The following is a 23,061-nucleotide window of genomic DNA, read 5'->3' as shown; positions in this document are numbered from 1 at the left end:
TCAGCATGCCTGACCTGCTGCTCGACGGTTCATATGCCACGCCGACGTGCTTGCAGTTGGCGCTGATCGCCTGCTTCAAGGTGTTTGGCCTCATCATCGTTTTTGTCGCCATTTGGATTGCGGGAGTCTGTTTCAACGGACTGACAGCACCAGGTGGCTTCAGATGGAATTTGGAGGCTATGAAAGCTGATCCGACCGTGAGACCAATCCTGGTCGTCAGTGGGATAGCGGCGCTCGCGACCATCGCGACCATCTCTTTAACCGGTCCATTGTCGCACCTGCGTATAAGAATGATCGCCACTGACAGCGCATTCATTGAGACGGGTTGCTACATTGGTGCACGATACGTCGAAACCCTCGACCGTAAAAACACGACTATCTCGTTTGTCTTGCACGGCGGCAAAATGCTTCGGTTCCGGCAGGAGGGGCAGCGTTGGCTTTACGTGCCGATAGAGTCAAATCCGAACTTCGGAAATCTGGTTATGATCGCACCGACGGCAATGAGAGAGTACTGGGACTATCTGACTTCGAAGAAATAAACCTACGACCTGACCCTGCTCAAGACGTTGGCTGCCGGCGTGACAGGCCAGTGAAAAGCCGAACGGCTTCAATCGAGTGTTTTGACTCCTGCCGCCCTCGAATTGCCGGCAAAAACAGCGAAAGTTGAAACTGATTATCCGGCTCGCCGGCCGACTTTCTGCCTTGCGATTTCACGCTTCCGCGGCCATTCCGAGCAAAAGAGCAATTAGCCATGCAAGAGGTTTGAGGACCTCGGACCGAGACAGGGTGGCATTCATCTGCTCACGCAGAAGAGAGACCAACTGCATAAAATCAGCCATTGCCTACCACCTCTTTGGCTGCGGCGTGTTGGCGCACGATGGAGCGGGTAGCGGGAATCGAACCCGCGCGTTCAGCTTGGGAAGCTGACAAGCTACCATTACATCATACCCGCGCAGCAGCCTCGTTACCATGAGGGCCCCGCATCTAGCAATCGGCAAAGCTGCATCGGCGCCACACTGCTTGATGCTGAACAACCGAGTGCGTATTTCTGAAGTTGCGCTGCCGAATCGGGCAGCTTGAACCGGAGAACGGCCTTGTCCGCACTGACACGCTTCCTCGGCGACACGCCACTCAGGGTGCTCGTGAAGCTGCTGGTGGTTTCCTTCCTCGTCGGTCTCGTCATGCACGCTTTCGGCTGGTCGCCGATGGACGTTTTCTATGGCATCCGCCAGTTCTTCATCGATTTGTGGAACCTCGGCTTCCACGCCATCGACCGCTTCCTGGGCTATATCCTGCTCGGTGCGGCGATCGTCGTGCCGGCCTTCATCCTGCTTAGGATCGCCAGCTACAGGAAGTAGCCTGGCGAGCGTCAGGCGTAGGCGGCTGCCGCCTCGAACAGGATGGCGTGGCGCTGGGCAAGCGCCGGCACGTCGGTCGAATAACCGCCGCCGATGACGCCGCACAGCGGAATGCCGCGAGCGCGGAAATGGCTGATCACCATTTTGTCGCGGGCGCGCAGGCCGTCATCGGAGAGCGCCAGCCGGCCGAGTCGGTCCTCGACATGGACATCCACCCCGGCATTGTAGAAGACGATATCCCAGCGCCGTCTTGCGGAAAGCTCTGGAAGAATGGCGCGGAGCCGGTCGAGATAGGCGGCGTCGCCGGTGCCGTCCAGCAGCGCGATATCGAGATCGGAGGCGATCTTGCGCGCCGGATAGTTGCGCTCGCCATGCATGGAGAAGGTGAAGGCACGGGGCTCATCCTTCAGGATGTCCGCCGTGCCGTCGCCTTGGTGCACGTCGAGATCGACGACCAGGATGTGTTCGACGGCGCGCTCGGCCAGCAGCGCCAGCGACGCCACGGCCACGTCGTTGAAGGTGCAGAAGCCCGCGCCTTGCGCGCGCCTGGCGTGGTGGCTGCCGCCGGCGGCGTTGCAGGCAATGCCGTGTTTCAGCGCCAGCCGCGCCGCCAGCACTGTGCCCGCGGTGGCAAGCTGCGCTCTCAGCGATACGCGCTGGCCGACCGGAAAACCGATCTCGCGCTCGATCCTCGCCGGCACCTCGCAGGCCAGCACATGGTCGACATAGTCGGCCGCATGCGCGAGCTTCAGCCATGCCGCCGGCGCCGGTTCCGGCATCGAAAGCGCCTCCGAAACGGCCAGGCCGCGGGCGCGCAAGGCCGCCATCAGCAGGGGATACTTGCTCATCGGAAAGCGGTGGTTGACGGCAAAGCCGGCGTCGTAGTCGGGATGGTGGACGATCTGCAAAGCCATGACAGGCGGCCTGCGCCAGAGCTGGAATTCGGTTGGCCGTCACCGGATGGCGATTGCGCGGCAGCGGCAAACTGGGGCACATCGGCTCTTCGATCAAGCCGCAACAATTAAGGCAGCGGGCCTTGGACAAGGGTGCGACCCAGATCAACGCCAGATCCTTCAACGTCAGCAACCGCTCGGTGCTGGCGATTGCCGTGCCGATGACGCTCGCCTATCTGACGACGCCGCTGCTCGGCATCGTCGACACGGCGGTTGTCGGACAGTTCGGCGATGCCGCTCTTCTCGGCGGCCTGGCCGCCGGCGCGCTGGTGTTCGACGTCGTCTTCACCACATTCAACTTCCTGCGCTCCGGCACCACCGGCCTCGTCGCCCAGGCTTTCGGGCGCGGCGATCCGCTAGAGGAACAGGCCGTTTTCTGGCGGGCAGTGCTGATCGCGGTCGTCGCCGGAGTGGTGCTTGCGGCATTTGCCCCGCTCTTTGTCGTGGCCGGCCAGTGGTTCATGGGCGCCGAGCCGCGCGTCAGCGCGGCGATGTCGGTCTATATCCGCATCAGGCTGCTCGCCGCGCCCTTCTCGCTCATCAACTACGCCGTATTGGGCTACGTGCTGGGGCGAGGCGAAGGCGGGCTCGGCCTGATGCTGCAGGCGGTGCTCAACGGCATCAACATCGTGCTCTGCTTCCTGCTCGGCCTCGAACTCGGCTGGGGTGTTGCCGGCGTTGCCTGGGCGACCGTCACCGGCGAGTTCCTGGCGATGCTGCTCGGCCTCGCCATCGTGCTCAGCCGCTTCCGCAAATTGGAGCGGCCGTCGCGCCGTCGCATCCTCGACCTGCCGGCCTACCGGCGCATGCTGTCGCTCAACCGCGACATCATGATCCGCTCCTTCTCGCTGCTTGCCGCCTTTGCTCTGTTCACCAGGCAGGGCGCGCAGTTCGGCACGGTGACGCTCGCCGCCAACGCCGTGCTGATGAACTTCTTCCTCGTCGCCGGCTACTTCCTCGACGGTTTTGCGACCGCTGCCGAGCAACTCGCCGGCCGCGCCATCGGCGCGAATGCGGCAACGCCGTTCCGGCAGGCCGTGCGGCTGACGCTGATCTGGGGTTTCGGCCTCGCCGGTATTGCGACCCTGGTGTTGTTGTCGGCCGGCGCCAACCTTGTAGCGCTGGTGACGACCTCGGCGGATGTCCGCCAGGCCGCCGACGCCTATCTGCCCTGGGCCGCCTTCACGGCGCTGAGCGGCGTGCTCGCCTTCCAGATGGACGGCGTCTTCATCGGCGCCACCTGGTCGCGCGACATGCGCAACATGATGCTCGTGTCGTTCCTCGCCTTCTGCGCCGCGCTCATTACATTGGCGCCGGCTTTCGGCAACAACGGCCTCTGGGCGGCGCTGCACGTCTTCCTGCTGGTGCGCGGGCTGAGCCTGCTTACGGTGCTCAGGCTCAGGGTGCGGACAGCGTTTTAGCTGAGCGGTCTGGCGGCCCAGCGCTCGCAGGCCGTGTCGCGCAATTCCCGGATGGATTTGAGCCGCTCCCGATCCGCGAACCGCGCCATGCCGGCAACGATGCGCGCGGGCAGCCCCGGTCCCGCATAGATCATGCCGGTATAGAGCTGGACGAGATCGGCGCCGGCGCGGATTTTTTCCAGCGCGGTTTCTGCTGAGTCGACTCCGCCGACCCCGATGATCGCCATTTTTGGGCCGAGCAGCTTGCGCATCCGGGCGAGCACCGCCGTCGAGCGCTCGAAAAGCGGCTTGCCCGACAGCCCGCCGGCTTCGCCGGCGAGGCTTGCGCTGCGCAACCCGGCCCGCGACAGCGTCGTGTTGGAAACGATGACGCCGTCGATCTTCTTCTCGATGACTTCGGCGGCGATGTCTTCGAGTTCCGCCTCGACGAGGTCCGGCGCGATCTTGAGGAAGACGGGCGGCTGCGCTGGCGCCTTTGCGCGCGCCGCCATCACGCGCGACAGAAGCTCGCCGAGCTGCTCGCGCGCCTGCATGTTGCGCAGGCCTGGCGTGTTGGGCGAGGAGATGTTGACGGTAAGATAGCTGGCATAGGGCGCGAAGCGGGCGACGCCGCGCTCATAGTCAGCGATGCGGTCGGCGCTGTCCTTGTTGGCGCCGATGTTGACGCCGACAATGCCGGCGCGGCCCTTGCGCGCCGCAAGGCGCCTTTCGGCGGCGTCATGACCTTCATTGTTGAAGCCGAGCCGATTGATCACGGCCTCGTCGGCCGTCAGCCGGAAGATGCGGGGCTTCGGGTTGCCCGGCTGCGGCAGCGGTGTGATCGTGCCGACCTCGGCGAAGCCGAAGCCAAGCTTGAGCAGCGCATCCGGCACCTCGGCGTTCTTGTCGTAGCCGGCCGCCATGCCGAGCGGGTTGGGGAAATCGAGGCCGCAGACGTTGACCCTGAGCAGCGCGTCGCGCGGGGAAGGCGAGGCGACCGGCAGGCCGCATCGCAGCGCCGCGATCGATAGTCCATGCGCTGTTTCCGGATCGAAGGAGAAAAGCAGTTTCTGGCCGATCTGGTCGAGCACGCTCATTCGCCCTCCAGCGTCGGAAACTGATGCGAGCCATCCGCGCCAAGCGGCAGCGGCTTTACCCAAAGAACGGCATCGAGATCGAGCGGGGCGTAGAGATGCGGGAACAAGGCGCCACCGCGCGAGATCTCGTATTTCAGCGCCTCGCCAAGCCGCGCTCCGTCGACAGCAACCAGAAGCAGGTCCGTCTGACCAGCGAAATGCTTGGCCGCCGTCTCACGCACCTGGGCAGCGGTGGAAAAATGGATGAAGCCGTCGGCGATGTCGATCGGCGCCCCGGCGAAGCGGCCGTTGCGTTCCGCTTCGCGCCACATGGTTTCAGGCGCGATCTTGTAGATAATCTGAGACATTGTCGCGCTATAGTCCGAACGAACCATGGGGGAAAGGGTGCTTGCGAACTCTTCCCCATTTCAGGCGCAAACCTGTGATATTCTTGGCTCAACGGCTCATGGAGGATAAACAACATGCGTCTGCAGCACATCCTAGTCCCGGCGGCGCTTTGCTCGCTGGTCGCCGCATCGGCCTATTCCGAGGAGACCGACCGCTATCGGCTGGAAAAGTCGGCTAACGGCTATGTCCGCATGGATACCCAGACCGGGGCGATGTCGATCTGCGAGGAGCACTCCGGCCAACTCGTCTGCAAGATGGCGGCCGACGAGCGCGCCGCCTTCCAAGATGAGATCGACCGGCTGCAGAGTTCGGTGAAGGCGCTCGACGAACGCGTCGCCAAGCTCGAGAACTCGCCCTCCGCTCGGCTCGAATCCCAGTTGCCGAGCGAGGAGGATTTCAACAAGACGTTGAGTTACATGGAGCGCTTCTTCCGCAGCTTCATGGACATCGTCAAGGACATGGACAGGGAAGAAGGCGACGGCGGCGCGAAGCCCACTCCGCAAAAGACCTGATCCGCTCTGGAGAAAGCTCGTCTCCTGCCCTTTGCCGCTTGAAAACCGGCCGCGCCGCCGCATAATCGTTCCGATCCCGCAAGAAGCACATAAATCAGCGATGGGATCGGGGAGGAATATTTGCCGTCAGGCTACACCTTCGTCATCGCCGACGACCATCCGCTGTTTCGCGGCGCGCTGAAGGAGGCGCTTGCCGGCATCGGCGATGTCGCCGCCATCCACGAGGCCGGCGATTTCGAAAGCGCCAAGGCGCTGGTCGTTGCCAATGAGGACATCGACATGGTGCTGCTCGACCTGTCGATGCCGGGCGCCAGCGGCCTGTCGGGCCTGATCTCGCTGCGCGGCATCCATTCCTCGGTGCCGCTGGTGGTGGTGTCGGCGCATGATGATCCGGTCACCATCCGCCGCGCGCTCGATCTCGGCGCTTCCGGCTTCATCTCCAAATCGGCAAGCATGGAGGAGATCCGCGCCGCCGTGCAGGCCGTGCTTGCCGGCGATATCGCCGCGCCCGCAGGCATCGAGCTCGGCGTCGAGCGCGATCCCGAGATTTCGGACCTGATCAAGCGGCTGCAGGCGCTGACGCCGCAGCAGACGCGCGTGCTCGGCATGCTGGCCGAAGGCCTGCTCAACAAGCAGATCGCCTATGAGCTTGGCGTCTCCGAGGCCACCATCAAGGCGCATGTCTCGGCCATATTGCAAAAGCTCGGCGTCGACAGCCGCACCCAGGCGGTCATTCAGCTTTCCAAGATCGGCGGCGACCCGCTGCAGCCGGTGAGCTGATCGCAGGCACCCGCTTCAGTCGCAACATTGAGCTTCGGCCTGCCGCAACGGTCCAGCGCTGCAGACCTTTACACCAGGTCAGCGATAGTTTTCGACCGAACTTGCCTGTAGCACGGTATTGTCCTCGGGCGAAGCCGACGGGTCTCGCGTTTTTCCAATCACGGTTCCGAAGCCGAGGCACGCGATGGCCACCAGCGGAATGCCGGCAACCCAGGGCAGCCGTGGCGCGAGCGCATGCAGCGCGCTGCCGATCGCGAAACCTGCGCAGAAGAACAGCAACTGGCCGAGCAGCGCCGGGCGCGGCAGTCCGCGCCAGGAGGATGAAATTGTGGTCATGATGTCACCTACGCGTCGAAGGCCCGGGGCTCGGGGCCCGAGGGCCGGGGATGGCGCGTTGGCTGACGTGAACGCCTACGGCCGCTTGAAGAGCGGCGTGAGTTGTTGATCTGCTTGTGCCGGGCCTTTTCAGCCGAGCCGCATCGACAGCTCGACGTCGTCGCCGAACGGCGTCGACATGTAGCCGCCCGCCGGCGAGCGCACGCGCTCCAGATATTCGGGCGAGAAGTCGGCATTGTCGGCGATGACCAGCGCGCCGGGCCTGAGCCGGCTCTCGACCAGGTTGAGGATTTCCGGGTAGAGCGCCTTGGCGCCATCGAGCAGCAGAAGGTCTATCCGGTCGGGCAAGTCGGCGGCGAGCGTCTCCAGCGCATCGCCCTCGCGGACTTCCACCAGGTCGATAAGGCCGCCTTCCGTCAGATTGGCCTTGGCACGTGTCACCTTGGATGGCTCGAATTCCGTCGTGATCAGGCGGCCGCCGCCATTGTCGCGCAGCGCAGCTGCAAGATAGAGCGTCGAGATGCCGAAAGAAGTGCCGAACTCGACGATGATACGCGCGCCGGTGCTGCGCGCCAGCATGTAGAGCAGCGTGCCGGTTTGCGGCGAAACCGCGAGCCAGAGATCCTTCAGGCTGCCGTAGAAATCGAGGTATTCGGTCTCGCTGCCGAGCAGGCGCGCTTGTTCCTCGCTCGAGTACTGGGCCATCGCCGGGCTGGTCGCAGCATTGGCTTCCTCGAACAGGCGGGCGAGCAGGGGCGCCAGCGGGGTTGCGGTCAGGGTGGTCATGATGGGCTCCGATCGAGTGCGTTCTTGTGTTGCTCGAAAAATACGAATAATCCTTCAGGTTTCCAATTCGCATTCCCGCGCGTCGCCATGGTCCAACGCCCAAGCCCTTCAATTTCCACCCGAAAACAGCCCAAACAGGCGCGCGCGACGGAGCTGGTCGCGGCGATTTTGCAGGCGGCTGCTCAGGTTTTGGCGAATGAAGGCGCGCAGCGTTTCACCACCACGCGCGTTGCCGAGAAGGCGGGTGTCAGCGTCGGCTCGCTCTATCAATATTTCCCGAACAAGGCGGCGTTGCTGTTTCGCTTGCAAAGCGACGAGTGGCGCCAGACGACCGACCTCTTATGCGGCATTCTCGAGGACGTCGGAAAACCGCCGCTCGAACGGATACGCACGCTGGTACATGCGTTCATCCGCTCCGAATGCGAAGAGGCGGCGGTGCGCGGCGCGCTGAACGACGCAGCCCCGCTCTATCGCGACGCGCCGGAGGCCCAGGAGGCAAGGGCCATGGCGAACCGCACCGTCGAGATCTTCATGCAAGAGACGCTGCCCGAGGCTTCGGATCTTGTTCGCGACCTCGCCGGAGAGCTGATCATCAAGACGCTCAGCGCGGTGGGAGCGGATTTTTCGGCAAACCCGCGCACGTCAGCCGAGATCGAAACCTATTCCGACGCGCTCGCCGACATGTTTTGTGCCTATCTCAGAAGCCTGGGACACCAAGGGTAGGTGGGACGGGGGATCACTCCGCCGCCGGCGCCAGCGCCCTGACGCGCGCCATCATCGAGCGGAGCACGGCCGGTTTCAGCGGCTTGTTGACCACAGGAATATCGAGCTTGCCCGCGGCAGCGCGCACCTCGCTGGAACGGTCGGCGGTAACCAGCACGCAAGGCAGGTCCTGGCCGTAGGCGGCGCGCAGCCTGCCGATCGCGTCGAGCCCGGTGCTGCCGTCGAGATGGTAGTCGGCAAGCACGACATCCGGCCTCATCGCGCCGGGGCGCATGAGGTCTGCCGATCCCGAGGCGGTCTCGACGCTGCAGCCCCAGCCTTCGAGCAGCAGCCGCATGCCGTCGAGGATGCGCGCGTCATTGTCGATGCAGAGCACATTGAGTCCGGCAAGCGAGGATGCCGCGCGTGCGGGGGCCTTGCCGATCTCGCGCGGCGGCGTCGCGACCACCGCGACCGGCAGGATGACGGAAAAGCGCGTGCCCTTGCCCGGATTGGAATAGATGCGGATTTCGAGCCTGAGAACCCTGGCGATGCGGTCGACGATGGAAAGGCCGAGGCCGAGGCCTTCGGCCTCGCGCGCGCCTTCGTCCAGCCGTGTGAATTCATGGAAGACGGTGTTCAATTTGTCACCGGCAATGCCGATGCCGGTGTCGATCACCTGGATCTCGGCTAACTCCCCGCGCCGCCTGACACCGACCAGGATGCGGCCGTCGCGCGTGTATTTGATCGCGTTGGAAACGAGGTTCTGGATCAGCCGGCGAAGCAGGTTGCGGTCGGTCATGACGCCGAGCGAGGACGGCATGATTTTCAGGCCGAGCTTCTTTTCGGCGGCGAGCGGGCGAAAATCGTTGCCGATCTGGCCAAGCAGCCCGCCAAGGCTGAAGGCGGTGTCCTCGGGCTTCAACGCGCCGGCGTCGAGTCGCGAGATGTCGAGCACCGCGCCGAGGATGGTCTCGACCGATTCCAGCGAGGATTCGATGTTGACCGCCGCCTTGCCGGCCGGCCCCTTGCCGGCCTTCTCGATCAGCGAGGAGCAATAGAGCCGGGCGGCGTTCAGCGGCTGCAGGATGTCGTGGCCGGCGGCGGCGAGGAAGCGCGTCTTGCTGAGGTTGGCTTCCTCGGCCAGCATCTGCGCCTGCGCCAGCTCCTCGTTGACGCGGGTAAGCTCGGCGGTGCGGCTCCTGACCCGCTGCTCCAGCGATTCATTGGCCCGCTTCAGCGCCAGGTCCTGTTCGACGCGGCCGGAAATGTCGGCATAGGTGGCGACGATGCCGCCATCCGGCATCGGGTTGGAGCGCAGCTCCAGGATGCGGCCGCTGGTCCTGAGTTCCATCTGCCACGGGCTGACGAAACTGGTCAGCCGGTTGAGCATCGTCACCCGCTGGTCGGCGGGAATGTCGCCGCGCTCGGCAAGATGGTGGAGAATCTGGTCGAGCGAGACGCCCACCTGGCCCATCTCGTCCGGCAGGTCGAACAGCGCCCGGTATTGCCGGTTCCAGCAGATCAGCCGGAAATCGCGGTCGAAGACGGTGATGCCCTGCTCCATCTGGTCGAGCGCGATCTGCAACAGGTCGCGGTTGTGCTGCAGCGCCTCGGTGGCGTCGTCGAGCAGCCGGAATGCGTCCTTGGAGTCGCGGTCGTTGCGGCGGAAGAGCAACGACAGGATCAGCCGTGCAGAGGACGAGCCGACGGCGCTCGCCAGCAACTGCTCCGAGAAGCGGATGACGTCCATGCTGGCCTGTTCCTTGCCGTGCAGCGAGACGTTCGCGTTCTTCTCGAAGGACTGGAAAGAGCGTTCGGTGCGCTCGACGCCGAGATAGCGGGAGATCGTGTCCTTGAGGTCGTTGACGGTGACGGCGGTGCGGAAGCGCCGCAGGCTCGGCATCGGGCCCGCCTCGCGCGGCACGAAGATCGCCGCCTGGATGCGCTCCAGCGGCACGGATGCGCGGGAGAGCGAGCCCAGCACGAAGAACAGCGCGTTGACCGACAGGCTCCACATCACGCCATGGTTCAGCGGCTCGCCGACGGTGCCGAACAGCGCTTGCGGCCTGAGCGCCTCGAAACCGAACAGGCCGTGGACAACAATGTCGGCCTTGTAGCCCGCAAGCGAGGGAAGAAGCAGCGTGTAGCCCCAGACCGCGATGCCGGCGACCATGCCGAGCGCGGCGCCGCGGCCATTGGCGCGGCGCCAGATCAGCCCGCCGATCAGAGCCGGCGCGAATTGGGCGATCGCGGCAAACGACATCAGCCCGATCGAGGACAGCCGCGCGCTGTTGGTGCTCTCGCGGTAATAGAGGAAGGCGATGAACAGCATGATGAAGATCGACGCCCGCCTGACGTTGAGGATCAGCGTCGACCAGTCCTCATTCTGCGAAGAAGGGGTCTTGAGCAGTCGGCGCACGAACAGCGGGATGACAAGGTCGTTTGAGATCATGATCGACAGCGCCACGCTCTCGACGATGACCATGGCGGTCGCCGCCGACAGACCGCCGATGAAGGCGGCCATGGCGAGCACGTCGTGGCCGCTGAATAACGGCAGCGACAGCACGTAAAGGTCGCTGCTGGTCCTGGTGCCGACCAGCGACAGGCCGGCAAAGGCGATCGGCAGCACGAACAGGTTGATCGCCACAAGATAGAGCGGGAACACCCAGGTCGCGGTGCGCAGCTCCGCCTCGCTGCGATTCTCGACGATGGTGACGTAGAACTGGCGCGGCAGCATCAGGATTGCGAAGCCGCTCAGGGTCGTCAGCACCAGCCACGTGGCCAGGGAGGTGTTGTAGCCCATGGCCTGGCGCACCTCGGCATTTGCGGCGAGCGTCGCCAGCATGTCGCCGGGGCCGCCGAAGATGAGGAAGGTCACCATCAGGCCGATGGCGAGGAACGCGGCGAGCTTGACCACGGTTTCGACCGCGACCGCCAGCACCAGCCCGTCCTGGTGCTCGGTGGCGTCGGCGTGGCGGGTGCCGAACAGCACGGCGAACAGCGCCAGCAGCATCGCCACCACCAGCGAGATGTCGCTCACGAACGGATCGAAGGAAGGCGGCGAGCCGGTATAGTGCTCGATCATCAGGCTGACCGAGCCGGAGATAGCCTTCAGCTGCAGCGCGATATAGGGCACGGCGCCGATCGTGGCGATCAGCGTCGCGATCGCCGCGACGGTAAAACTCTTGCCGTAGCGGGCGCCGAGGAAGTCGGCGATCGAGGTGATCTTCTCGCTTTTGGCCAGCCGCACGATGCGGTTGAGCAGCGGGAAGCCGAACACGAAGACCAGCACCGGGCCGGTATAGATGCCGAGGAATTCGAGGCCGCGTTCAGAGGAAAGGCCGACCGAGCCGAAGAAGGTCCAGGAGGTGCAGTAAATGGCGAGGCTGAGCGCGTAGATGAAGGGCCGCGCCCGGCCGAGCCCGGCAGCCACCGAGCGCCGGTCGCCGACGCTGGCAATGGCAAAAAGCAGCGTCACATAGGCGATCGCGATGATGACGACGAACCAGCCTTGCACGGTTCGAACTTCCTCCCTGACCGGCCCTCACCCGGTCTGCCCAAGCAATTCCGGGAAAAGTGCGTCGCGGTTTTCCCTCCGGAATTGCGTAAGAACAAATACTTAGAGCGATCCAGCGTTTCCATTAAACGCTGGATCGCTCTTAACGCAACCACAGCTTAAAGCCCGAGTCCATCGCGGCTTTCGGTGCATATGTGCCTGACGGCTGAGCATAAACACAAACCGGTGGCTTCGCCCTTTTTCCGATTTTGCAACTGGGGGTTTTTGTTATTGTGGCTTCGGTCGGCGCCGGAGAGCCGGGGCGGCGGCACGGCCGGTCATGGCAAGGAGGGTCCGAATGCTGAAAGAATTCCAGGAATTCATTTCCAAAGGCAATGTGATGGATTTGGCCGTCGGTGTCATCATCGGCGCTGCCTTTGGCAAGATCGTCACCTCACTGGTCGACGATATCATCATGCCCTTCATCGGCGCGCTCGGTGGCGTTGATTTCTCCAACTACTTCATCGGCCTGTCGCACAACGTGACTGCCACCAACCTGGTGGATGCCCGTAAGCAGGGGGCGGTTTTCGCCTATGGCAGCTTCGTCACCCAGGTCATCAATTTCCTGATCATGGCCTTCATCATCTTCCTGATGGTCAAGGCGGTGAACAATCTGCGCAAGCGGCTGGAGCGCGAGAAGCCCGCCGCCGCTGCCGCGCCGCCGCCGGCCGATGTCCAACTTCTGACCGAAATCCGCGACCTGCTCGCCAAGAGATAATCTCAAAGACGGACACGCTGGACCAAAACCCCGACCGTTCGCGGCCGGGGTTTTCTGTTTCCGGCTGCCGCAAAAGGCGTTAGCAGTCGTGGAAAACCGGACGGATTCCTGCATGACCCTGATCCAGACCTTGCGCACTGAGGCTCGTGCCGCCCCCGAAAGCGGCATTGTCGCCGTCGTCAATCACGGCCGTTTGCGCGAAGGCCTGATCCCGCTCTGGGCCGGCGAGGGCGACCTGCCGACGCCTTCCTTCATCAGCGATGCCGCCGCCCGCGGGCTCGCCAATGGCGAGACCTTCTACACCTGGCAGAAGGGCATTCCCGAGCTCAGACAGGCGCTCGCCCGCTATTACGCCAGGCATTTCGGCAAACGCTTCGCCGATGAAGAGTTCATCGTCACCGCTTCCGGCATGCATGCGATCCAGTTGGCGATCGACGCGATTGCCGGCAGCGGCGACGAGGTCGTCTATCTCTCGCCGGCCTGGCCGAATTTCGCCGCCGCCGCCGGTGTTGCGGGCGCTGTTCCGGTTGCGGTCACGCTCGACCAGTCCGGCAATGGCTGGTCCTGCGACGTCGACAAGATAGCGTCCGCCATCACGCCGCGGACGAAGGCGCTGTTCATCAACACGCCGTCGAACCCGACCGGCTGGACCGCAGACAAGGATACGCTGAAAGCGATCCTCGATCTGGCCCGCGCCCGCAATCTCTGGATCATAGCCGACGAGATCTATTCGCTGTTCCACTACGGCCATGGTCGCGCGCCGTCCTTCCTCGACATCGCCACGGACGAGGACCGCATCCTGTTCGTCAACAGCTTTTCGAAGAACTGGGCGATGACCGGCTGGCGCGTCGGCTGGATCAAGACCCATCCGGCGCTACAGCAGGTGTTCGAGAACCTGATCCAGTATTCGACCTCGGGCGTCGCGCAGTTCATGCAGCGCGGCGCGGTTGCCGCCCTCGACGAGGGCGACGGCTTCATCGTCGAACAGGTCGAGCGGGCACGCGCCGCGCGCGACCTCGTGTGCGATATCCTGGGTGCCACCGGCAAGGCGCGCTTCACCGTGCCGCAGGGCGCGTTCTACCTGTTCTTCACCGTCGACGGCATCACCGATTCCCGCACGGCGGCCTTCGACATCGTCGACAACGCCAATGTCGGCCTGGCGCCCGGCACGGCCTTTGGCCCCGGCGGCGAGGCCTTCCTCAGGCTTTGCTTCCACCGCCGCCTCGATCAGCTCGAGGAAGCGGCGCATCGCCTGGCGAAATGGATGAAGACGGTGTGAGACAGGCGGCTTCAGCCGCCTGACTTCGGCACCAACAGCGGAATGATCCGGTCGGTTTTCGCGACGGCCGGGCGGCCGGAGGCGGCATAGGGGATGCCGAGCGCATCCCAGGTCTCGACCAGCGCGTCCTGCAGCTCGGCGATCAGCGCGTCCGAATGGAACGGTGTCGGCGTGATGCGCAGCCGCTCGGTGCCGCGCGGCACCGTCGGGTAGTTGATCGGCTGGATGTAGATGCCGTGGACGCCGAGCAGGCGGTCGCTCGCCATCTTGCAGAGCTCCGGATCGCCGACCAGCACCGGCACGATATGGGTGGAGGATTCCATGACCGGCAGCCCGGCCGCGGCAAGCACCTGCTTGGTTCGCGCCGCCTGGCGCTGCTGCGCGTCGCGCTCGGCCTGCGAGCGCTTGAGATGCCGGATCGAAGTGGTGGCGGCGGCGGCGATCGCCGGCGGCAGCGCGGTGGTGAAGATGAAGCCCGGCGCATAGGAGCGCACCGCGTCGATCACCGCGCTTGCGCCGGTGATATAGCCGCCCAGCGTGCCGAAGGCCTTGGCCAAGGTGCCCTCGATGATGTCGATGCGGTCGGCCAGGCCCTCGCGCTCGGTGATGCCGCCGCCGCGCGCGCCGTACATGCCCACCGCATGCACCTCGTCGATATAGGTCATGGCGTTGTAGCGCTCGGCGAGCTCGACGATCTGCTTGATCGGCGCGATGTCGCCGTCCATCGAATAGACGCTTTCGAAGACGATGAGCTTGGCGCGCTCGCGGCCGGCTGCCTGTAAGAGGCTTTCCAGATGCGCGACGTCGTTGTGGCGGAAGATCTTCTTCTCGGCGCCGGAGCGGCGCACGCCCTCGATCATCGAGGCGTGGTTCAGCTCGTCCGAGAGCACCAGGCAGTTTGGCAGCAGCCTGGCGATGGTCGAGATCGAGGCCTCGTTGGAGACGAAGCCGGAGGTGAAGACAAGCGCGGCTTCCTTGTCGTGCAGATCGGCGAGCTCATGCTCGAGCTCGACCAGCGGATTGGACGTGCCGGAAATGTTGCGGGTGCCGCCGGCGCCCGAGCCCATCTTGCCGGCCGCGCTCTGGAAGGCGGCGATCACATCCGGGTTCTGGCCCATGCCGAGATAGTCGTTCGAGCACCAGACGGTGATTTCCTGGGCGCGACCGTTCGAGCGCCAGATGGCGCGCGGAAACTTGCCCACCATGCGCTCGAGGTCGGCAAAAACGCGGTAGCGCCGTTCCGCATGGAGCTGGTCGATCGCGTCTTCGAAGAACCGCTGGTAGTTCATGTCGGCTTCCCAATTTTGCGCCGGATCATAGTCACAGGCCTATGCCACGTCCACCGCGCCGCACCGGTCAAAATGCCACGCCCCGGGCCTGTTCCTAACGATGCCGGATCGTGGCCTATTCCCGGGATGTGAACCAGTTTTGTTTCGGTACAATGCCTCGGGCAGGAGGAACTGTTACAGACTTAACACAAAAGGGAGGCTAATGGGCTTGCGGCGGGGTTTCCAGCACGGTGGCTGTTGAGACAGTTTCCGATAAATCTTGATCAGCGAGGTATCAGATGACGGTTTTGGTGACAGGCGGCGCCGGCTATATCGGCAGCCACATGGTCTGGGAGCTTCTCGACGCCGGCGAAAGCGTCGTCGTGCTCGACCGGCTTTCTACCGGCTTCGAATGGGCGGTGGCGCCCGAGGCAAAGCTTGTCGTCGGTGACGTCGCCGACCGTGAGCTGGTCGGCCGGATCATCCGCGAGAACAAGGTCGACGCCATCATCCACTTTGCCGGCTCGATCGTCGTGCCGGAATCGGTCTCCGATCCACTCGGCTACTACGAGAACAACACCTGCAAGACCCGCACCCTGATCGAAACCGCAATTCGCGAGGGCGTGCCGCATTTCATCTTCTCTTCAACGGCCGCCGTCTACGGTGGCGCCGGACTGGAGCCGGTGCGCGAGGACGCGCGGCTGGCGCCGGAATCGCCTTACGGCCTCTCCAAGCTGATGAGCGAATGGATGCTGCGCGACGCAGGCCTCGCACATGACATCCGCTACACGGCGCTGCGTTATTTCAACGTCGCCGGCGCCGATCCAAAGGGCCGTACCGGCCAGTCGACGCCCGGCGCCACGCATCTCATCAAGGTCGCCTGCGAAACCGCGCTCGGCAAGCGGCCCTTCATGCAGGTTTTCGGCAAGGACTATCCGACGCCGGACGGCACCTGCATCCGCGACTATATCCATGTCAGCGATCTCGCGGCGGCGCACCGGCTGGCGTTGCAGCGGCTGCGCGATGGCGGCGAGAGCCTGATCGCCAATTGCGGCTACAGCCACGGCTATTCGGTGCTGGAAGTGATCGACAGCGTGCGCCGCGCCTTCGGCCATGATTTCGACGTCCGCATGGGCAAGCGTCGGCCCGGCGATGCCGCCGCCGTGGTCGCCAATTCCGACCTTGCCCGCAAGGAGTTCGGCTGGACGCCGCAGCGCGACGATCTCGACCAGATCGTGAAGGATGCGCTGGCCTGGGAACGCATCCTGACCGGCAAGAACTCAGCACGGAGCTAGGCACAGCTAGCTGTTGGGCCAAGGGCTCGTCCCGCGTGTCGGGACGCGCTATTGAGGGTCTAAAAGGCGGCGCGCGGTGCCGCGTCGCCTGATTTCGATCCTTGAGGGGGGCCGCTTTGAAGGTTGTGGTGCTTGGGGCCGGTGTCGTTGGCACGGCGGCCGCCTATTGTCTGGCCAGTGACGGTCATGAGGTGACGGTCATCGAGCGCCATGAGGCGGCGGCGCGCGGCACCAGCCAGTCCAACGCCGGCCTGGTCTCGCCGGGCGACGCCACCGCCTGGGCCTCGCCGGCGGCGCTGAAGACCTTCCTGCGCGGGCTGTGGAACCACGATCTCGGCATCAAGGTCAGGCTGCGCCTCGATCCTTATTTTTATACCTGGAGCCTGCGCTTCCTGCGTGAATGCACGGTGCGGCGGCTGCGCGCCAACACCGACGTCAAACTGAGACTCGCGCTCTATTCGCGCGACTGCATCAATGCGATCTCGGAGACGACAGGCATCCATTACGACGAGCGCAAGCGAGGCATCCTCTACTTCTTCCGCTCCCAGAAAAGCCTGGACGCCGGCACCGACAACTACCGCTATCTCGGCGAGCACGGCCTGCCGATCGAGATCGTCGGCCGCGACCGTCTGGTCGAGCTGGAGCCTGGGCTCGCCGGCGTTAAGGAAAAGATCGCCGGCGGCGTCTATTCGCCGATCGACCAGACCGGCGACTCCAAGCAGTTTACCGACAATCTCGCCGCCTATGCGGCCGACAAGCTCGGCGTCAAATTCCTGTTCGGCACGACGGTCGAGGGCCTCGACATCGAGGGCGACCGGGTGCGCGCGGTGATGACCTCGGCCGGCCCGGTGACGGGTGACGCCATCGTCATCTCCATGGGACCGGAAAGCGGGCTGCTCGGCCGCCGCTACGGCATCGACCTGCCTGTCTATCCGGTGAAGGGCTACACCGCGACCATTCCGCTGGAGGACGAGAGCAAGGGGCCGACCATGGGCGGCGCCGACGAGGACCGGCTGATCGGCTATTCCAGGCTCGGCAACCGCCTGCGCATGTCCTCGACGGCCGAGTTCACCGGCTTCGACCGTTCGTTCAAGCCGCGCGATTTCAGAACCATCCTTGAAACCGGCAAGGACCTTTTCCCGGGCGCCTTCGACGAGAAGAAGGCGGTGCTGTGGGCCGGCTTGAGGCCGATGATGCCGAACTCCGTGCCGGTCATAGGCCAGGCGAAATACCGCAACCTCTATCTCGACACCGGCCACGGCCATGTCGGCTGGACCATGGCCTGCGGCTCCGGCAAATTCCTCTCCGACATCGTCGCCGGCCGCAAACCGGAGATCGATCCGAAGGGGTTGCTTTACGGGGCGGCGCGCTGACCCGGGTTGTACGGCTGGCTTAAGCGTCGACCGCCTGCCGCCACGCCCTTGCATAGTCGCTCCAGGCAGGATCCGTCGGCGGTTCGGTCCGCTCGCCCTTGCTCATCACGGTAGCGCCGTCTGATGCCAGCAGCGCCGCGCCGATGCTGGTGCCCGTGGAGGTCTCCGACGCAATCACCCGCCTGCCTGTCGCGGCCGCCAGCATGCGGATGAAAAGCCGGCTCTGCGCGAAGGGCCCTTCGACGGTCGTCGGCCCGTCACCGCCGATCAATTCGAGACAGGTCGCGGTCATCAGCGCCAGATAGAACGAGATGGCGACGAAGCGTTGGCTGGGAGGCAAAGCTTCGGCGTTAACCCATCGCGCGGCGCGGTGCGGGAACGGGCCAGAACCCTGCTGAGTGGAAGGCAATAGCAAGCCTTTTTGCGCTAGCACGGCCGCGACATCTTCCTCGTTCCAATCCACTGGCTGACCATCGGTCAGCAGCGAGAACTCGCGCCCGCCCATGAAGCGCGCCGAGGGGACCGGATCGCCGAGCGCGTTGACATTGACCAGCGTGTCGCGCGCCGCGTCGAGCTCGACCTTCCTTCCGCCGACCGCCATCGACACCACCCATGTGCCGGTCGAAACGACGCAGAAGGGCGGCGCGTCGGACAACAGATGCGGTAGAAGCGAGGCGTTGGAATCGTGCAGGCCGCAGAACACCGGCGTTTGCGGATCGAGCCCGGTCCGTTGCGCGATCGCCGGCAGGATTGGTCCGAGCCGTTCCTTCGCCGGCCGCACCGGCGCCATCAGCCGGCGCCAGCCCATCTTCTCGACCAGCGACGTATAATCGGCTCGCCAGGGGTTCCAGAGATCGGTGTGGCAGCCGAGCGAGGTCACTTCGTTGGCGGCGACGCCAGTCAGTCGTAGCGCCCAGTACTGTGGATACATCAGGATCGCAGCCGCACTGCCGAATTCTGACGAAAAGCGCCTTTGCTGAAAGAAGAGTTGTGCACCGATGTTCAGTCCAGCCGGCAGGCGCGGCGTGCCTGTCTCGGCAAAGGGCGGACGGACGGCGTCATAGTCCTGCGCAAGTTCGTCGACACCTGCAAACTCGTAGTCGATCACCGGTAGCGCAAGCCCGCCTTCGGCATCGACCAGCACCGCAGTCGCGCCATGCGTGGTGATCGAGACGGCATCGATGCGCTGCTCGCGGTTTAGCTCCGCGAGGCTATCCATGATGAAAGCCCACAGGCGTTCGACGTCATGATGCGGGTAGGGGCCGTCCTTAGCGACGGCGTTGGCCGTGCGGCGCAGCGCCGTCTCGGCCATGCGCTCGAGATCGACCAGCGCCACCTTGGCGTTGGTTTTGCCGATATCGATGACGGCGACGTGGCCAATCATGCCATATGGAACATCGTTTCCAGCGGCACCGCCACCGGCTCGTTGTCGGGCTTGGTTTCCATGACGTCGGCCATATGCGCCCACCAGCGCTGCATCACCGGGTGCTTGGGCAGATCCGCCATACCGTGGTCGTCACGCCGCCACAGCACCCCGAACAGGATATTGGTCTCCTCGTCGAGGTGGATCGAATAGTCGGAAATGCCGGCGTCTTTCAGCAGCGCGACCAGCGACGGCCAGATCTCGTCATGGCGGCGCTTGTACTCGGCCTTCATGCCGGGATTGAGCTTCATCTTGAAGGCGTATTTTTCCATCAGACGAAACGTCCTTCGCGCAGCCGCCGCCAGATGATCGGCAGCGCAATCACGATGATCAGGAGCAGGCCGATGAAGATCGACATGACGATGCCGGGCACGTTGAGCAGGCCGAGGCCGAAGGTCACCAGCCCCATGATGAAGGCGGCGAGCACGACGCCGAGGATGCTGCCGGCGCCGCCGAGGATCGACACACCCCCGAGCACCACCATGGTGATCGCTTCGAGCTCATAGCCCTGCGCGATCGACGGCCGGGTCGAGCCGAGCCGCGAGGTGATCAGCACCGAGGCGGTGCCGGACATCAGCCCGGTCAGGCAGAACAGGATGAATTTAATGCGGCCAACCCGCACACCGGAAAACTGGCAGGCGACGGGATTGTTGCCGATGGCGAAGACCTTGCGCCCAAAACTCGTGCGGTGGAGCACGAACCAGTAGATCAGCGCCGCTATAAGGAACAGCGCCAGCTCGAACGAGAAAACCCACCAGACATAGCCCTGGCCGAAAAAGGCGAAGCTCTCCGGATAGCCTTTGTAGGCCTGGTCGCCGAGGATGATGAAGGCGATGCCGCGGAACAGGCTCATCGTGCCGATGGTGACGACGATGGAAGGCAGGCCGAGCCTTGTGACCAGCAGCCCGTTGAAGGCGCCGCAGCCGAGCCCGACGGCGATGCCGATCGCTACCAGCACCGGCGTCCCGGCGCCGGCCTGCACCGCCATGCCCATCATCGTCGAGGCGAGCGCGACGATCGCGGCAACCGACAGGTCGATCTCGCCGGAAATGATCAACAGCGCCATGGCGAGCGCGATCAGACCCTTTTCGGTGAAGTTGAAGGTGAGGTCCGACAGCGACCACGGGTCGAGGAAATAGGGCGAGGCGAAGCTGTTCACCGCGAAGATGAGAACCGCGATGACGACGAGCAGCGCCTCCCAGGAAAAGATCGCTGACGAGAGCGGCTTGTCGAGCCGGTCGGGAATATGGCGCGGGGCAGGGGTGTCGGTCATGCCGCTTCCGCCTTTCTGAGGATGATGCGGCCCTGCCGGCGCTCGCCGCGCGCGTTGAGCACCACGGCCAGTATGATGGCGCTGCCCGAGATCGCCATCTGCCAGAAGGGCGAGATGTTGATGACCGGCAGCGCGTTGGAGATGATGCCGAGGAACAGCGCGCCGAGCACCGCGCCCCCGACCGAGCCGATGCCGCCGGCGATCGAGATGCCGCCGATGACGCAGGCGGCGATGATGTTGAGCTCATAGCCGTTGGCGACCTCGACCGAGGCGATCACGTAGCGCGAGATCCATAAGTAGCCGGCGAGCCCGCCGATCATGCCCGAAATGCAAAAGACGATGAATTTGGTGCGGCCGACATCGATGCCGGCATAGACCGAAGCGGTCGGGTTGACGCCGATGGCATGGATCGAGCGGCCGATCGCCGTGCGCGTCATCGCCAGGAAGAACAGCGCGATGACCAGAAGCGCGATCCACGACAGCACCGGCAGGCCGAGGAAGGCGGCGCGCTGGAAATTGATGAAGTCCGGGCTCATCTGGTCGGCATTGACCCAGGCGCCGCCGGAGACGACGAAGGTCGCGCCGCGATAGATGGTGAGCGTGCCGAGCGTCACCACGATCGAGGGGATGTTCAGCCGCCAGACCAGCAGGCCGTTGATCGCCCCGAGCACCAGCCCGATGGCTAAAGCGATGACGATCAGCACCGGGATCGGGATTGCCGGATGGGCGGCGTTGAGCATCGCCACCACCATACCGGTGAAGCAAAGGTTGGACGCCATCGACAGGTCGATCGAGCGTGTCAGGATCACCACCATCTGGCCGAGCGCCAGGATCATCAGGATCGAGGTGTCGTTGAACACCTGGCGCAGGTTGGCCGGATCGGCAAAGCCCGGGAAGCGCGTCGAGATCAGCCCGATCAGCACGACGATGCCGGCGAGCAGCCAGATTTCGCGATATTTGAGGAAGTTCTTCATGCGGCGATCCCCGCTGCGGTCCGCACCAGCGTCTCGGCGTCGAGGTCCTTGTTGTCGTACGTCGCCGCAATCCGGCCTTCGCGCATGACCACGACCCGATCCGACATGCCGAGAATTTCCGGCAGTTCCGACGACACCATGATCACCGAGAGGCCTTGCGCGACCAGCTCGGCCATGAAGCCGTGCACGGCGGCCTTGGAGCCGATGTCGATGCCCTTGGTCGGCTCGTCGAGGATGATCACCTTGGGCGCCGTCGCCAGCCATTTGGCGATGACGACCTTCTGCTGGTTGCCGCCGGAAAGCGTGCCGACATCCTGGCTGAGCGAGGAAGCGCGGAGGTCGAGCCGCTCGGTGTAGGAGCGGGCGAGCGAGAACTCTTCCGCCAGCCTGAGCACGCCGGACTTCGAGGTGCGCGCAAGGGAAGGCAGCGACACGTTCTGGAAGATCGGCAGGCCGATCACCACGCCCTGCTTGCCGCGCTCTTCGGGCACATAGACGATGCCGGCCTCGATCGAATCCGCTGCCGATTTCGGCGCGATCGTCTGGCCGTCCAGGGAAATGGTTCCGCGGCTGGTGTGGGTGATGCCGGCAATCGCCTGCATCACCTCGCTGCGCCCGGCGCCGACAAGGCCGTAGAAGCCGAGGATCTCGCCCTTGCGCAATTCGAAGCCGATGTCGTCGAACTCGGTCGGGTGCGACAGACCGGAAACGGAAAGCACCGGCGCGCCGATCCTCGGCTCGCGCCGCGGAAAAATGTGGTCGACGTTGCGGCCGATCATCATGCGCACGATCTCGTTCTGGCCGGTGTTCTTGAGCAGGCCTTCGCCGACCATCTCGCCGTCGCGGAAGACGGTGTAGCGGTCGGCGATGCGGTAGATCTCATCGAACTTGTGGCTGATGAAGAGCACGGCCTTGCCTTCGCTCTTCAGGAATTCGATGAGCAGAAAGAGTTCCTCGATCTCCTTCATCGAAAGTGCGGCGGTCGGCTCGTCCATGATGACGATACGCGCATCGATCGACATGGCGCGCGCCACCGCCACCAGATGCTTGTTGGCGATGCCGAGGTCCTTCAACCGCGCGTCGGCGTCGATATGGCCGGCGCGCATCGTCTCCAGCACCTCGCGCGCATTTTTGCGCATCGTGCGCCAATCGATGGTGCCGAAGCGGGTGCGCGGCGCGTGGCCGAGGAAGATGTTTTCGGCGACCGACAGGTCGTCGAACAGCACCGTCTCCTGATGGATGGCGGTGATGCCGTGGCCGAAGGCGGCATGGGCGCTGGGCAGCGTCGTTGCCTGCCCGTCGATGCTGATCTCGCCTGAATCGGGCTGGTAGATGCCGGTCATGATCTTGACCAGCGTCGACTTGCCGGCGCCGTTCTCGCCGATCAGCGCCGTCACCTGGCCCGGATAGAGCGACAGGCTGACATTGTGCAGGGCACGCACACCAGGGAAACTCTTGGAGATGCCGGAAAGCGTCAGGCGGGGGCTGACGCTCTGGGCCGGAACCGAAGGCTCGGGCCGCTCCGTCTCCACTTTGCGCTGGGCTGTCGTGTCCATATCCGTATCAGGCCCTAAGAAGGTCCGTTTGA

General features: G+C 64.3%; 22 protein-coding genes and 1 tRNA gene. 10 read left to right on the top strand and 13 right to left on the bottom strand.

Features of this window, described 5'->3' with window-relative positions:
- The first annotated feature begins 5 nt into the window (after nucleotides 1-5).
- A complete protein-coding gene (locus RFN30_RS19950; RefSeq protein ID WP_320263798.1) occupies nucleotides 6-539 on the top strand; it encodes a hypothetical protein in 534 nt (177 codons plus the stop codon).
- Nucleotides 540-878: 339 nt separating this feature from the next.
- Here the strand turns inward: RFN30_RS19950 and RFN30_RS19945 are convergent.
- A tRNA-Gly gene (locus tag RFN30_RS19945) sits at nucleotides 879-952 on the bottom strand.
- 142 nt (nucleotides 953-1,094) lie between these two features.
- On the opposite strand from RFN30_RS19945, the gene RFN30_RS19940 reads away from it, so the two are divergent.
- Complete coding sequence (locus tag RFN30_RS19940) at nucleotides 1,095-1,358, top strand: DUF6460 domain-containing protein (protein WP_126085936.1); 264 nt, start codon at nucleotides 1,095-1,097, stop codon at nucleotides 1,356-1,358.
- An 11-nt stretch (nucleotides 1,359-1,369) separates the two neighbouring features.
- Here the strand turns inward: RFN30_RS19940 and RFN30_RS19935 are convergent, their stop codons facing one another.
- A complete protein-coding gene (locus RFN30_RS19935) occupies nucleotides 1,370-2,272 on the bottom strand; it encodes a histone deacetylase family protein (protein WP_320263797.1) in 903 nt (300 codons plus the stop codon).
- Between the two features lie 122 nt (nucleotides 2,273-2,394).
- On the opposite strand from RFN30_RS19935, the gene RFN30_RS19930 reads away from it, so the two are divergent.
- Complete coding sequence (locus RFN30_RS19930) at nucleotides 2,395-3,732, top strand: MATE family efflux transporter (protein ID WP_320263796.1); 1,338 nt, start codon at nucleotides 2,395-2,397, stop codon at nucleotides 3,730-3,732.
- On the opposite strand, the gene RFN30_RS19925 is transcribed toward RFN30_RS19930, so the two are convergent.
- Both RFN30_RS19925 and RFN30_RS19920 read right to left on the bottom strand, forming a co-directional pair.
- On the bottom strand, nucleotides 3,729-4,808 hold the full coding sequence (locus tag RFN30_RS19925) for a quinone-dependent dihydroorotate dehydrogenase (protein WP_320263795.1): 1,080 nt from the start codon (nucleotides 4,806-4,808) through the stop codon (nucleotides 3,729-3,731). The two genes, RFN30_RS19930 and RFN30_RS19925, sit on opposite strands and share 4 nt — an antisense overlap.
- Complete coding sequence (locus RFN30_RS19920) at nucleotides 4,805-5,155, bottom strand: DUF952 domain-containing protein (RefSeq protein WP_320263794.1); 351 nt, start codon at nucleotides 5,153-5,155, stop codon at nucleotides 4,805-4,807. The genes RFN30_RS19925 and RFN30_RS19920 overlap by 4 nt, the downstream gene beginning before the upstream one ends.
- 114 nt (nucleotides 5,156-5,269) lie before the next feature.
- On the opposite strand from RFN30_RS19920, the gene RFN30_RS19915 reads away from it, so the two are divergent.
- Nucleotides 5,270-5,707: a hypothetical protein gene (locus RFN30_RS19915; RefSeq protein WP_320263793.1), complete on the top strand. Its 438-nt coding sequence runs from the start codon at nucleotides 5,270-5,272 to the stop codon at nucleotides 5,705-5,707.
- A 120-nt stretch (nucleotides 5,708-5,827) separates the two neighbouring features.
- Nucleotides 5,828-6,487 carry a response regulator transcription factor gene (locus RFN30_RS19910; RefSeq protein WP_320263792.1) on the top strand — a complete coding sequence of 220 codons (660 nt, stop codon included), beginning with the start codon at nucleotides 5,828-5,830 and terminating at the stop codon, nucleotides 6,485-6,487.
- Between the two features lie 78 nt (nucleotides 6,488-6,565).
- On the opposite strand, the gene RFN30_RS19905 is transcribed toward RFN30_RS19910, so the two are convergent.
- Together RFN30_RS19905 and RFN30_RS19900 are read right to left on the bottom strand one after the other, a co-directional pair.
- Nucleotides 6,566-6,823, bottom strand: a complete 258-nt coding sequence (locus RFN30_RS19905) for a hypothetical protein (RefSeq protein ID WP_320263791.1) — start codon at nucleotides 6,821-6,823, stop codon at nucleotides 6,566-6,568.
- A gap of 129 nt (nucleotides 6,824-6,952) precedes the next feature.
- Nucleotides 6,953-7,609 carry an O-methyltransferase gene (locus RFN30_RS19900; RefSeq protein WP_320263790.1) on the bottom strand — a complete coding sequence of 219 codons (657 nt, stop codon included), beginning with the start codon at nucleotides 7,607-7,609 and terminating at the stop codon, nucleotides 6,953-6,955.
- Nucleotides 7,610-7,696: 87 nt separating this feature from the next.
- On the opposite strand from RFN30_RS19900, the gene RFN30_RS19895 reads away from it, so the two are divergent.
- Nucleotides 7,697-8,332 carry a TetR/AcrR family transcriptional regulator gene (locus RFN30_RS19895; RefSeq protein WP_320263789.1) on the top strand — a complete coding sequence of 212 codons (636 nt, stop codon included), beginning with the start codon at nucleotides 7,697-7,699 and terminating at the stop codon, nucleotides 8,330-8,332.
- Nucleotides 8,333-8,345: 13 nt separating this feature from the next.
- Here the strand turns inward: RFN30_RS19895 and RFN30_RS19890 are convergent, their stop codons facing one another.
- On the bottom strand, nucleotides 8,346-11,831 hold the full coding sequence (locus RFN30_RS19890; RefSeq protein WP_320263788.1) for a PAS domain-containing hybrid sensor histidine kinase/response regulator: 3,486 nt from the start codon (nucleotides 11,829-11,831) through the stop codon (nucleotides 8,346-8,348).
- A gap of 337 nt (nucleotides 11,832-12,168) precedes the next feature.
- Here RFN30_RS19890 and mscL point away from each other — a divergent pair, with 337 nt between their 5' ends.
- The gene (gene mscL, locus RFN30_RS19885; protein WP_320263787.1) at nucleotides 12,169-12,588 is read left to right on the top strand and encodes a large conductance mechanosensitive channel protein MscL; all 420 of its coding nucleotides are present in this window, start codon (nucleotides 12,169-12,171) and stop codon (nucleotides 12,586-12,588) included.
- A gap of 112 nt (nucleotides 12,589-12,700) precedes the next feature.
- Entirely contained in the window at nucleotides 12,701-13,867 is a 1,167-nt protein-coding gene (locus RFN30_RS19880; protein WP_320263786.1) for a pyridoxal phosphate-dependent aminotransferase, read from the top strand.
- Between the two features lie 11 nt (nucleotides 13,868-13,878).
- Here the strand turns inward: RFN30_RS19880 and hemA are convergent, their stop codons facing one another.
- Nucleotides 13,879-15,156, bottom strand: coding sequence for a 5-aminolevulinate synthase (gene hemA, locus RFN30_RS19875; protein WP_320263785.1), 1,278 nt, complete (start codon nucleotides 15,154-15,156; stop codon nucleotides 13,879-13,881).
- Nucleotides 15,157-15,434: 278 nt separating this feature from the next.
- Here hemA and galE point away from each other — a divergent pair, with 278 nt between their 5' ends.
- Together galE and RFN30_RS19865 are read left to right on the top strand one after the other, a co-directional pair.
- Nucleotides 15,435-16,430, top strand: a complete 996-nt coding sequence (galE, locus tag RFN30_RS19870) for a UDP-glucose 4-epimerase GalE (protein WP_320263784.1) — start codon at nucleotides 15,435-15,437, stop codon at nucleotides 16,428-16,430.
- 116 nt (nucleotides 16,431-16,546) lie between these two features.
- Nucleotides 16,547-17,803: a D-amino acid dehydrogenase gene (locus RFN30_RS19865; protein ID WP_320263783.1), complete on the top strand. Its 1,257-nt coding sequence runs from the start codon at nucleotides 16,547-16,549 to the stop codon at nucleotides 17,801-17,803.
- Between the two features lie 19 nt (nucleotides 17,804-17,822).
- On the opposite strand, the gene RFN30_RS19860 is transcribed toward RFN30_RS19865, so the two are convergent.
- Genes RFN30_RS19860 through RFN30_RS19840 form a run of 5 tightly spaced genes read right to left on the bottom strand, consistent with a single transcriptional unit; the run spans nucleotide 17,823 to nucleotide 23,029 of the window.
- Nucleotides 17,823-19,187, bottom strand: coding sequence for an FGGY-family carbohydrate kinase (locus tag RFN30_RS19860; protein ID WP_320263782.1), 1,365 nt, complete (start codon nucleotides 19,185-19,187; stop codon nucleotides 17,823-17,825).
- Nucleotides 19,184-19,498, bottom strand: a complete 315-nt coding sequence (gene rhaM, locus RFN30_RS19855) for an L-rhamnose mutarotase (protein ID WP_320263781.1) — start codon at nucleotides 19,496-19,498, stop codon at nucleotides 19,184-19,186. The genes RFN30_RS19860 and rhaM overlap by 4 nt, the downstream gene beginning before the upstream one ends.
- Complete coding sequence (locus RFN30_RS19850) at nucleotides 19,498-20,499, bottom strand: ABC transporter permease (RefSeq protein ID WP_320263780.1); 1,002 nt, start codon at nucleotides 20,497-20,499, stop codon at nucleotides 19,498-19,500. The genes rhaM and RFN30_RS19850 overlap by 1 nt, the downstream gene beginning before the upstream one ends.
- A complete protein-coding gene (locus RFN30_RS19845) occupies nucleotides 20,496-21,473 on the bottom strand; it encodes an ABC transporter permease (RefSeq protein ID WP_320263779.1) in 978 nt (325 codons plus the stop codon). The genes RFN30_RS19850 and RFN30_RS19845 overlap by 4 nt, the downstream gene beginning before the upstream one ends.
- Nucleotides 21,470-23,029 (bottom strand): sugar ABC transporter ATP-binding protein, encoded by a 1,560-nt coding sequence (locus RFN30_RS19840; RefSeq protein ID WP_320263778.1) that lies wholly within the window; start codon nucleotides 23,027-23,029, stop codon nucleotides 21,470-21,472. The genes RFN30_RS19845 and RFN30_RS19840 overlap by 4 nt, the downstream gene beginning before the upstream one ends.
- Nucleotides 23,030-23,061 lie beyond the last annotated feature (32 nt).

It is taken from the genome of Mesorhizobium dulcispinae (genome assembly GCF_033977345.1).
Taxonomy (GTDB): domain Bacteria; phylum Pseudomonadota; class Alphaproteobacteria; order Rhizobiales; family Rhizobiaceae; genus Mesorhizobium; species Mesorhizobium dulcispinae.
Note: the sequence above shows the minus strand (reverse complement) of the source record. Positions and strands in the feature narration are given on the sequence as shown.